Origin of the sequence: Olivibacter sp. LS-1 (assembly GCF_008245145.1) — a bacterium.
GTDB lineage: Bacteria > Bacteroidota > Bacteroidia > Sphingobacteriales > Sphingobacteriaceae > Olivibacter > Olivibacter oleidegradans.
Genome location: NZ_CP041643.1, coordinates 6,183,732 through 6,195,081 on the forward strand (window position 1 = coordinate 6,183,732; position 11,350 = coordinate 6,195,081).

Genomic DNA, 11,350 nt, shown 5'->3' on the forward strand with positions numbered 1-11,350 from the left:
TCTGTGTTTAAGCTTAAAAGGATAAATTCGCACCCAAGGTAAATATGCGTGGGACGGGATAATTGGAATAATCTATACCCGGTACCAAGGCCCCTGTATCATCCCGATTGTAATTCGTCCCTTCCGGATTACCGCTGTATCCGGTAAATAAGAAAGCGTTTTGAACCGTACCATAGAGGCGCACCTGCTGAATAAATTTATTTTTCCCGATCCCATTGGGCAAAGTGTAGCCCAACGTAATGTTTCTTATCCAAGCATAATCGGTTTTTTCCACTGAATACGAATGCGTATCACGAAACATAACACGACCACGACCAGTTCCATTAGTGGTAGGCACCCGTCCGCTACCTGGCTGCTCCGGCGATCGCCATCGATCGGCAATTTCTTTTCTAACATTAAAGACACCATCGATATTGCCGGTGTAAAAGTTCGTTGCTCGCAGCATTTCAGCACCTACAGATCCTACTACTAATACCCGAAAATCAAACTGTTTGTATTTTAACGTGTTGGTAACACCCCATGTAAAGTCGGGATAGGGATTTCCAATGACGTCAAAATCTTCTACCGGCGTGATCTGCCCATCGCCATTCACATCCTTAAAGCGCATATTACCCGGTATGGCCCCCGGGAAAGACGGATATCGCTCCAAATCTGCTTCATTTTGATAGATTCCTTCTACCACATAACCAAATAGCATACCTACCGGACTGCCAATTTTTGTGATATTGGTCGGGTTGCCCTCGCTGCTGGTACCGGAATAAATCGGATCGCTGCTTCGGCCTAATGCAAGCACCTTATTACGATTGAAAGACACATTAATATTCGTGCTCCAACTGAAATGGTCTTTTGCAATGTTCACGGAATTAATGCCCAGCTCAAGACCTTGGTTCAGCACATCGCCTCTATTTTCCGTAACGGTACTGAAACCTGACGATTCAGGAATCTCAACATTTAACAATAGGTCTTGTGTATTGCGATGGTAATAATCTACACTGAAAGTCAAGCGATTATCGAATCCTACGAAATCGATACCCGTATTCAATTCCCGCATTTTTTCCCAGCCTAAATTTGGATTCCCTAAAGTATTCATCACACGTCCGCTCGCCAAAGTGCCATTAAATACATAATCATTCGTTCCGATATTACTCATATAGGAGTAATTTCCAATATTAAAGTTTCCTGTAAAACCGTATGATGCACGTACTTTAAGCTCATTCAACCAAGGCACATCTTTTAAGAAATTTTCATTCGAAATTCGCCATCCTAAGGCCAAAGAAGGGAAGATACCCCAGCGATTATTCGAACCAAAGCGTGATGAACCATCGCTCCGTACCGTTGCGGTTACCAAATACTTATCCAAATACGCATAATTTGCCCTGGCGAGATATGATATCAAAGACCAATCACTTTTATCCGTCCCACCGGTTATACGAGCAGCAGCGTTTAGGGTTTCGATATCATCATCGGGGAACTGATTTCCTGTAAAATCGGCCGATTGATTTTTCTGAGACTGAACGCTAAAACCAACAAGCGCAGTCAATGAATGTCCATTGTCGGTACTGAGGTCGTAATTCAAGGTATTTTCATTCAACCAGTTTAAGTATTTCGATTGTATATAGCGTCCGCTCGGTACCGAAGGAGGGGCGGCATTTTGGTTTCCTAAGATCGACGGGCGGAAATATTCGCTGTTTCCGTCCTCATAATCAACATTAAAAGTTGTTTTGAACCGCAAATTTTTTAATATGCTATACTCAGCATAGGTATTCATTAACAGCTTAATTCGACTCGCTTTATTGGTGGTCTCATTCAGCACCATTACCGGATTGGGTACGCCGAAGGTTCCCGGGGATTGGATATAAGCATTATAACTGCCGTCCGGATTGTATACGGATGGAATGGGGCTTGCAATATCAAAACCTTCGTCGCGGCCCTGACCTCTCACGCCTCCCCGTGTATAGGTCAAAGAAGGCGACACATTCAATCCAACTTTAAACCGATCCGATAAATTGGCATCGACATTGGTACGAAGTGAAAACCGGTCGAACCCCGTATTCAGCATCACCCCTTCCTGATTAAAGTAGCCTGCCGAAATATAGGTTTTGATCTTCTCTGTACCGCCCGAAACGCTTAAGTTAAGGTCAGTCATGGGGGCCACACGCGTGACCTCATCAAACCAGTTTGTTCCCTCTCCAATTAATTCAGGATTTCGATAGATTTCCGGTACATCTTCCAATGTTGGTTCACGACCTTCTTCAAAGCGAATTTTATCCATAATCGCCTCCTTGCGCCATTGAGCGAACTCCTGTCCATTCATTAAATCCGGGCGCCCGGTTTGCGGTACTTCCTGAAGACCTGTACTTGCCGATAACTGGATATTCGGCTTTCCACTCGAACCCCGTTTTGTTGTAATAATGATGACACCATTCGCGCCTCGAGAACCATAAATGGCAGTTGCCGAAGCATCTTTTAGGACCGTCATCGATGCAATGTCTTGTGGATTCAGTGCACTCATTGGGTTAGACTGCTGTCCGGAAGACGAAGGGATTGGAAAACCGTCAATAACATATAAAGGCTCGCTACCGGCACCAATGGCACCAATTCCCCTTACTTGTATTCGGGGTCCTCCACCAGGTGTACCATTTGAGGTGCTTACATTAACACCGGAAACCTGCCCCGTAAGTGCTTGGTCCGGACTTGATATGGCTTGCCCACGCACATTTTCCATCGATATAGGAGCCACTGACCCGGTAACATCTCGACGTTGCTGGCTACCATAGCCAACAACAACCACTTCTTCCAGTCCTTCAAATGAGGCGTCCAGCACGACGTCGATTCGAGCCTCTTCTCCTACTTGCATCTCTTTCTCCTGAAAGCCAATAGCACGGAATACCAATGCTTGTCCGGGGTTGACTTTGATCTGATAAACGCCATCCGTGTTGGTTGATGTACCTTTTGTGGAACCTTTAATAAGCACCGATACACTTGGAATCGGCATCCCCGAGGAGTCTGTGACGGTACCCGAAACAGTATGCTCTTGCTGTTGCAATAACTGCTCCGGTTCGTTGTTAACAAGTCGCTTCTGAAGGACGATTAATTTATCTTTGATTTGAAAGCTACAGGGTTGGTCTTTGAAAATATAGTTCAAGGCCGTTTCAACACTGACATTCTGCAATGAGACATTAAGCGGCTTCATTAACTCGATATCATTTTTTCTGTAAAAGAACGTATAGCCTGTTTGCTGTTCAATATTGACCAGCAATTGCGCTACCGTAGCGTTTTTTTGATTTAGACTAACCTTTTGTGCCAAAATCGTTTCAGCAACTGTCGTTTGCAAACAGGCGGTGGTTAATACCGCTAGCCACATATTCATGAAAAAAAGATTTTTTAGGTATTCTAACCAGCGCCTATCTTTTAATAAAGTATCCTTCGCGCTGATGCACAGACTGCACAGATACAGTCTTTTGTCAAATTGATTAATTTGCATAATTTTGCAAGGTTTGTGGTTTATCTTGGTTAAAGAATATAGCTCATCACGCTATGCCTAATTGACTCAGATTTACCCTCATTGAGACCGATAGTGCTCGCAACACTATCGGTTTATTTATGTAAATCCGCTTTGTGATTTTATACACTAAAGCTCATACATGACCCCTCCTTTTTTTGAATTGAATAATTATATAATAACTAATTTTTTACCCTCCATTTTACATTTCACACCAACGGTTTCCAATACGCTGATCGCCTCGGTCAGACTTAATGATCGTGGAATTTTACCCACATAGGTTTCCGCAAACTCGGTTCGCCGGTAGATTACCTCGACACCGTACCAACGAGCGAACTGCTTTAATACGCTTTGAATGTCCGAATCATGAAAACTGAAGTAGCCGTTTTTCCATGAAACGATCTCGGAGGCATCGACACTTCTTATTTTTATTTTCGACATATGATGGCTAACCTTGGCTTGTTGATTAGGTTTTAATATAGCTACTGCATCTGTATGCATTTGCTTCACCTTAACAGAACCTTTAACAAGCGTGGTGCGCGCCCATTTTTCGTCGCGGTAAGCATCAACATTAAATTCAGTACCCAATACGTATACTTCTTGCTGCCTCGTTTCGACAATAAAAGGAACGGCCTTTCCTTCGGCAGGATCCACTGCAAAATAAGCTTCACCGTCTAGTTTAACACGCCGCTGACCCCATGAATGGAGTGAAAAACGAATTTCAGATGCCGCGTTTAACCACACCACACTACCGTCTGCCAATACCAATTTATAGTCTTTACCCACCGGTGTTTTAATAATGGTACTATATGCTTGCCCATCTCGTGCAGAAACTTTGCGATCACTAACACAGCGGATAACATTTTCCTCTGACTTATGTATAGTTACCCCTTCCACATTTAGCGACGTGCCGACAGGCACATCGTCTAGGTTAACAACATCTCCATTGGATAAACGCAGCATCGTTTTATCATCGCTCCAAGCTCTTTCTTTTTTGGGGATCGAACCTTCCTTTTTAACCAATTCCTTCCTTTGTGTATCAGGCCTATCAAGGTAAATTAAAGCTCCAATTACCGTAAGGCTAATGATAGACGCAGCGACATACATCCACCGCTTATTTAAGCTTCTCGGACCAACCTTGTTATCACTTAGGGAAGTTAAGTGCTTAATTTTGTCGAACAACTGTTTCCGATAGGCTTCTTCATTACCGGCAAATTTTGATTGAATAATAAGCTCCTCATCCTGCCCCTCATTATACCAGGCGGCGAACTCTTTTTTTTCTTCCTCACTGATCGTGTTACTTAACCACTTCGCAGCTAGTTCCTGATATCGTGCGCTATATTTCATTGTAAATAATTGGTCTTTATAAGGATGTCCTTTGTGGAAAGCAAATCCCTTACTTCGATTTAAAAAAAAATTAAAAATATTTTCGTACTGCTGAAATGAGCAGTATTGGTTATAGAAGGGTAAATATAAAATGGCTTAGTTTTGCCCGCAGAACGCGTATTGCTTTGCCCATATGAGCTTCCACAGTCTTCTCACTAATCTTTAATTCTTCCGCAATTTGTTTTTGAGAATAACCATGATCTCGACTTAATTTGAAGACAAGCCTACATTTCTCGGGTAAATCGCGCACATAAAGGTTTAATTGGCTAAACAATTCATTAAATTGCAGCCACTCTTGCGTTGAGTTATCAACAAAACTACTGGATACCAAGCTATTGATGTAATGCTGTTTGTTAAAGTATTTATCCAACATTTTGATGACGCGATATTTAACCGATACTGCTAAATAATTGCTCAGTGAAGTATGAATTTCCAATTCCTGTCGCCGATTCCAAAGATTCACAAAAATATCCTGTACGATTTCTTCCGCGTCTTCAAATCTTTCTACTTTGTTACTGGCGACCGTTAAAAGTTTTTTCCAATAACGATTATACACTTCAGTAAAAGCTTCTTGGTCATTGTTCGTTAAACGCGTTACCAAATCTATATCTGAAAGGTTCTTATAAATCGGCTTCATTATTGGTTAACTCGGTAGATAGCAAAACTAATAAAAACAGTAAGACCGCTATCCTGTACCGTCCTGATTTAAGCGTCTGCAAAACATTTATTTAAGTGATCAGCTTTCGGATATCAGCTTATTTCCCTAGCTCAAGGCCTTAGCGGCTATAAGCTATAGGCTTTAGGCTATAAGCGGTAAGCTTTAGACAGCATCTGCCTACTGACAAGTCGGTGAGTTTATGATCTATCGGTTTATTCATCGTTCATCACTTATAACTCATCACTACCTAACTAGTTCCCTACTTAAGTCATTCCAGTGATAGCCGTACTAGATACGTACTAAAGAAAAGCAATGGAACAGGGATGGAAATAAAAGGGATAACGGAGGACAGGTGGATGTAACGTGGATATAACGTGGACTTGAGGTGGACCTGAGGTGGATTTCTAGATTGTAATTTTAAAGGGAAAAGACGGTTTTTGATTGGTTGATTCGGTGTTGGAGATTCTTTACAAAGATACGGAAATTTTTGCTATTGCATAGAGAAGAAAAGCTCGAGTGTTGTATATAAAGGAAGGTTTTCTTTAGTCACTTTTTTCCGCAAAAAGTAACCAAAAACTCCTCGCTTGGAACTTTGCCACAAGCGGTAGTGCATCAACGTGCAAACCGCAAATTTCCTAGGCGATATTTCAGTAGAACGGAGGGCTTTTGCGGGCAGCTGGTAAGCCCTGTGCGTGGGAAGAATGGCCTTGGAGGATACCGAGGCAACGAGCAGCAAAGCATTTGCACGTCTGTTCATATTGCAATACCCAAGCGGATTGAGGAAGTGAAACGGCTCCAATACGCGCCGGTAATGCTTTGCAATCAGGTGCAAGGTAGCCTACACCGCCTTGATTTTGCTCAACTTTTATCAAGAAAAGTTGAATAAAAAAACCTTCCTTTTCCTTATATATCAAATTCATGACTACCGGCAGCCAACGTTCTTTTCTCTCCAGACGGTAGCGTCAATGTTCCATCGCTATTAGGGGGAATCGTCAGCCAAAGCTTTATATGTTTTCCTTTCCTTTCCCAGCGCGTTGTGATTTTACCATGAGGTCCTATATGCGAAGCTTCAAAACTTTCCAGTCCCTCGACAAAATGGGGTTCGATAAGAACATGTTTAAAGCCCGGCTTTTCAGGGTCTGGTTTAATGCCACCTAATCCTTTATATAACCATGCCCCAATTTCACCGAACATAATATGGTTAAGCGAGATATCGTGCGCCGATTGGATATTCCAGTTTTCATAAAGCGTAGTCGCACCATTTTTAATCCACCATCCCCACGAGGGATAATCTTCCTGAGCCGCAATTTTGTAAGCTATATCAGCATAACCATTTTCGCTTAAAGCATTTAGGATGGCTTTGGTTCCTAAAAGCCCGACATCCAAATGATAGTTATCTGCTGTAACACGCTCTGCAAGATTCTTTGCCACCTTTGCACGTAAATCATCAGGCACTATACCCCAAAAGAGCGGCATACTTAGTTCAGTTTGAACGCCCTGTCCGTAAATTCCCGTTTCCTTATTTAAATATTTTGCGTTAATAGCGTCCTTTATCTTTCCCGCCAATTGCTCATAATGTATCGCATCTTGTTCTTTTCCGAACAACTTGGCCGCTTTGGCTAAAATCATTGCATCCACATAGTAGTAGATTGAAGATGATAGTTCCACAGGGGATTTTGATTTTACCGGCACCCAGTCGCCCAGACCCCAAGTGGTGAGTCCACTAGGATATAGAGCATCGATATGATCGACATAACGTTTAATGGCAAAATAGGAATCTTTCAACAGTTTATTATCACCATAAAACAAGTAAACATTCCAGGGAATTAAGGCAATCGTGCTCGTCCAATCCGGACCATTGCCCCATTCATAGCCCCAGCCGCCTGTTGGAATAATGGAAGGCAAAACGCCGTTAGCTTGCTGTTCATCCCGGTGATCGGCCAACCATTTTTCATAAATTGTAATGGCATCAAAGCTATACAAGCCCGTCTCAATTGCGATGTGCGCATCACCCGTCCATCCATTTTTTTCTCGTTGTGGACAGTCGGTTGGATAGCCAAATAAATTTGATAGGTACGAACGATTGGTAGCCTCCCAGATTTTATTGATAACGGGATTAGAGGCATGAATAGTACCAACCTGAGGCACATCACTATGCATAAAATAAGCCGTTAAACTTTCTTCTTTCAGGATTATCGGACGGCTGGCCGTTACTTCCACGTATTGAAACCCTTTATAATTAAAGGCAGGCATGAAATGATCATGCTTTCCACTAAGGATGACTATGTCGGTCTGAAAAGGGTCTCTATGATCCGTAGGTCGGTAATGTTGATCAATATTGGAAATATCCACATGTCCGTTTTCATAAAGTCGCTCCCCATGCTTTAGGCGAACGACGGTCCCTTTCTCCCCTTGAATATGTAGTTCCGTAACGCCTGAAATATTTTTACCAAAATCAAAGACATACGTCGTATCATTCAATTTTTTAAAATCCTTAACCTTCAACTGCTTCACATTTCGAATAGGATGCATCGTCTGCGATACCACTTGCTGTGAGGGTGCAGCACGGTAAAAAACTTCTTTCCAAGTACTATCATTGAAATCAGCCTTGCTCCACCCCTCTTGCTTTAGGCGTGCATCATAATGCTCTGCTGTATAAATACTGTTGAACACCAAAGGACCGGTACTGGTTTTCCAAGTTTTATCACTGACAATTGTTTCAACTGAACCATCCTCATAAGTAATTCGCAAGTCCAAGCAAAAGGTCGGTCGTGCCCTCCATGGCGCTTTATCAAAAAACCAAACAGCCGTTGATTGATGGTTATACCAGCCATTTCCCAGCAAGACGCCTATCGCATTCCTATCCTGCTGGATTTGCTCCGTTACATCGTAGCTAACGTACAAATTCCGTCGATCGAAGCGTGTGTACGCCGGATCCAATCGATGGTTCCCAATTCGTTTGCCATTTAAATACAATTCATACAACCCGGCAGCTGCAACATAAGCACGCGCAGATTTTATCGGCTTTGATGGAGTAAACGTTTTTCGAAAGTAAGGTGCGGGTTTTACATGTATGTCCTGACCATCGGAAATCCAGCTCCCTTTCCAATTAGCCGTCTGCATGATGCCTGTTTCGAATGAGCTAACAGGACTTTCTAATACATTACCTTGGCGATCCCAGGCTCTCACTTTCCAAAAATATTTCGTAAAGGCTTTCAGTGCCGCCCCATCATAATGTGCGAGTGTTTGATCGCTGACAATCTTCCCCTTATGATATAGGTTCCCCTCACCTCGCTGCGTTGCAAGGGAATCGCTATTTACATATATTTCATAAGCCGATTGTTTGAAACCTTGCTTTGCAGTTTCAAATCTCCACGTAAATCGGGGATGCTCCTGATCGATACCAAGAGGCGACGGAAGATGTTCAACCTGCAAGTGAACGAGTCTAACCTCTTGTGCAGCTAAATTTCCATAAGCGAATAAAACGAGTAGAATGGCAAAAAAACGAACACCTATAACGGTAAAGGATTTACGGGAATGCATGATTTTATTATAAATTTGTTGTTTTTGATTTTTAAAGATTAGGTTTTGGGACGTCCGCATTTGGCGGGAGTTCTATAATTTTGAAATTGCGAAAGTGAGTTTCAGCACCTTCCGATTCGAGACAGAGATAGCCTTTTTTAGACGATGCATTGCGCACGCCATTTACAAAACGACCGTTAACAGAAAGTTTTACCGTTCCGTCTACACATATCACATCATAGGTGTTCCATTCTCCCTTTCCTTTACATCGGTTTTCTATGGATTTACTTCGCTCACCTCGCGGGTTATCCGGTATTGTTGTCGTTCCACCAGCACCGAAAAGCTCACCATGCACATAGGCTATCGGTGGTTTTCGTCCGTCCTGCAGGTGTTGATTGACCCAATCAAGCTCCAGCATTTGGACTTCAACCCCGGCTGGAAGACGAGTTTTTGCATCCGGCTTGGCATCACTCCATATAAAGACACCCGAGTTTCCTCCCGCCTCCATATGGCGCCACTCGACGTGCAGTATAAAATTTTCGTATATTTTTTCAGAACGCATGACGCCGATCGGCTTTCCTGTACATTTCAAAAGCTCACCATCCACCCGCCAAGTACCGGGGCCCGTGTTGACATTAAGCCATCTTAGGGTATGTTCCCCTCCTGCTTCCTTATTTATTATATTTTCCAAAGCAACAGCGTGGCCAAAGCTTATACTTTCCGATTGCGCATAAACTCGCAAATGATTCGAGCTGAGCACCAAAAGCAGCGGAAGCACAAATTTATATATCTTCATCGTTAAAATCATTTCAGCGAGCCCCCGATTAGACAAACTTCGTTTTTCCCGGTACGGCTATTCCCGGTCCTTCCCATTTTAGATCCCACGCGTATTCCTCGATGGCGGGCCCTAAACGGTGCTCCGATTGAATGGCTTGCTCCCAGGTGATCGTTTGTCCGCTATAAGCCACCATCCGGCCCCAAATAGCCAGCATGGTACTATTAGCCATCCACTCTCCATCGTTGATGACTATGCCTTTGCGTATGGCCGCGAACAATTCATCGTGCTGGGTTTGGTACATGTTATTCTTTTTATCGCGGTACTTCCAATTGTTTTTCCCTATAATTTCAACCGGACCGCCTATATTAACGACAGCCCGGCCGTCGCTTCCCAAGACCTCAACGCTATTTCTGTTGGACGTACCGGCCTGTTGTCTGGTAAAGTGAAAACCACGTGCACCATTTTCATACTCAAATTCAATGGCAAAATGGTCATAAATATTTCCGTAGATCTCGTCGGTCCGTACCTGTCGACCACCCGTACCGGTTGCTTTTACAGGCATCTTGTCACCCATTGCCCACGACATCATATCCAAACTATGAACGGCCTGTTCTACAATAAAATCACCGGAAAGCCAGTTATAATAATACCAGTTTCGCAATTGATAAGTCATTTCGGACCAATCCGGTTGTCGGGGAATCGACCATAACTCGCCTCCATTCCTAAAAGTTGACACCGTGTTTATCGAACCGATCTCGCCATCAAGCACTTTACCGAATACCGCTCTATTCGCCCAATCGTAACGAAAGCAAAAGCCAGAGACGAGGCATAAACGCTGCTCTTTTGCCTGCCTCACGGCATCAAGCACTTTACGCACACCAGGCGCATCAACAGCCACGGGCTTTTCGCAGAAAATATGCTTTCCTGCTTTTACTGCTGCGGCTAAATGATCAGGCCTAAATCCGGGAGGTGTAGCCAACAACACGACGTCCACATCGGCCTCCAATACCCTTTGATAAGCGTCGAACCCGATGAAACGGTGCTTCTTGTCCACCTTCACTCGTTTCTCATCTATTTGCGACAACGCGTTGAGCGCCTGTTCCAAACGATCTTCGAAGATATCGCCCATGGCAGTAATATACACATTCGGATCGGCCTGTAAAGCTTGAGCTGCAGCGCCTGTCCCCCTACCGCCACAACCGATCAATCCTACCTTCAACACAGATTCCTTCACCTGCCAAGCAGCGAATGAAGGTTGACGGTAAGCCAAAGTACCCGCTGCCACCAGCAAGCTTGATTTTCTCAAAAATGTTCTTCTATCCGTTTTTTGCGGTTTAAACTGGTTATACTTCATCATAATACGGTTTGTTTAGTTCACTAAAGTATAAAAAATAACCGCGTAAAAAAATCAGTATTGTTGAACACAACGATTCCATGGAAGCGTATACGTTTTAGCAAATAAAGGTTAAAACAAGAAGCGCAGCAACCTGTACCGTCCTGTAAA

At 43.3% G+C, this 11,350-nt stretch carries 7 protein-coding genes; all 7 read right to left on the bottom strand.

Annotated elements, in window-relative coordinates:
• Nucleotides 1-13: 13 nt before the first annotated feature.
• Nucleotides 14-3,484, bottom strand: a complete 3,471-nt coding sequence (locus tag FKG96_RS25850) for a TonB-dependent receptor (RefSeq protein ID WP_130858164.1) — start codon at nt 3,482-3,484, stop codon at nt 14-16.
• A 189-nt stretch (nt 3,485-3,673) separates the two neighbouring features.
• Complete coding sequence (locus FKG96_RS25855; protein ID WP_130858165.1) at nt 3,674-4,849, bottom strand: FecR family protein; 1,176 nt, start codon at nt 4,847-4,849, stop codon at nt 3,674-3,676.
• Nucleotides 4,850-4,958: 109 nt separating this feature from the next.
• On the bottom strand, nt 4,959-5,525 hold the full coding sequence (locus tag FKG96_RS25860; protein ID WP_013663773.1) for an RNA polymerase sigma-70 factor: 567 nt from the start codon (nt 5,523-5,525) through the stop codon (nt 4,959-4,961).
• Between the two features lie 668 nt (nt 5,526-6,193).
• The gene (locus FKG96_RS25865) at nt 6,194-6,466 is read right to left on the bottom strand and encodes a hypothetical protein (RefSeq protein ID WP_130858166.1); all 273 of its coding nucleotides are present in this window, start codon (nt 6,464-6,466) and stop codon (nt 6,194-6,196) included.
• Nucleotides 6,450-9,089: an alpha-L-rhamnosidase gene (locus FKG96_RS25870; RefSeq protein ID WP_242627389.1), complete on the bottom strand. Its 2,640-nt coding sequence runs from the start codon at nt 9,087-9,089 to the stop codon at nt 6,450-6,452. The genes FKG96_RS25865 and FKG96_RS25870 overlap by 17 nt, the downstream gene beginning before the upstream one ends.
• Before the next feature lie 31 nt (nt 9,090-9,120).
• Nucleotides 9,121-9,864 (bottom strand): DUF1080 domain-containing protein, encoded by a 744-nt coding sequence (locus tag FKG96_RS25875; protein ID WP_207303809.1) that lies wholly within the window; start codon nt 9,862-9,864, stop codon nt 9,121-9,123.
• Nucleotides 9,865-9,892: 28 nt separating this feature from the next.
• Complete coding sequence (locus tag FKG96_RS25880; protein WP_242627390.1) at nt 9,893-11,203, bottom strand: Gfo/Idh/MocA family protein; 1,311 nt, start codon at nt 11,201-11,203, stop codon at nt 9,893-9,895.
• Between the last annotated feature and the right edge of the window lie 147 nt (nt 11,204-11,350).

What these genes read in the sequence shown, in the direction of transcription:
- FKG96_RS25875 (WP_207303809.1), bottom strand. Translation starts at nt 9,864, where the DNA reads ATGAAGATATATAAATTTGTGCTTCCGCTGCTTTTGGTGCTCAGCTCG.
- FKG96_RS25860 (WP_013663773.1), bottom strand. Translation starts at nt 5,525, where the DNA reads ATGAAGCCGATTTATAAGAACCTTTCAGATATAGATTTGGTAACGCGT.
- FKG96_RS25855 (WP_130858165.1), bottom strand. Translation starts at nt 4,849, where the DNA reads ATGAAATATAGCGCACGATATCAGGAACTAGCTGCGAAGTGGTTAAGT.
- FKG96_RS25870 (WP_242627389.1), bottom strand. Translation starts at nt 9,089, where the DNA reads ATGCATTCCCGTAAATCCTTTACCGTTATAGGTGTTCGTTTTTTTGCC.
- FKG96_RS25865 (WP_130858166.1), bottom strand. Translation starts at nt 6,466, where the DNA reads ATGAATTTGATATATAAGGAAAAGGAAGGTTTTTTTATTCAACTTTTC.
- FKG96_RS25880 (WP_242627390.1), bottom strand. Translation starts at nt 11,203, where the DNA reads ATGATGAAGTATAACCAGTTTAAACCGCAAAAAACGGATAGAAGAACA.
- FKG96_RS25850 (WP_130858164.1), bottom strand. Translation starts at nt 3,484, where the DNA reads ATGCAAATTAATCAATTTGACAAAAGACTGTATCTGTGCAGTCTGTGC.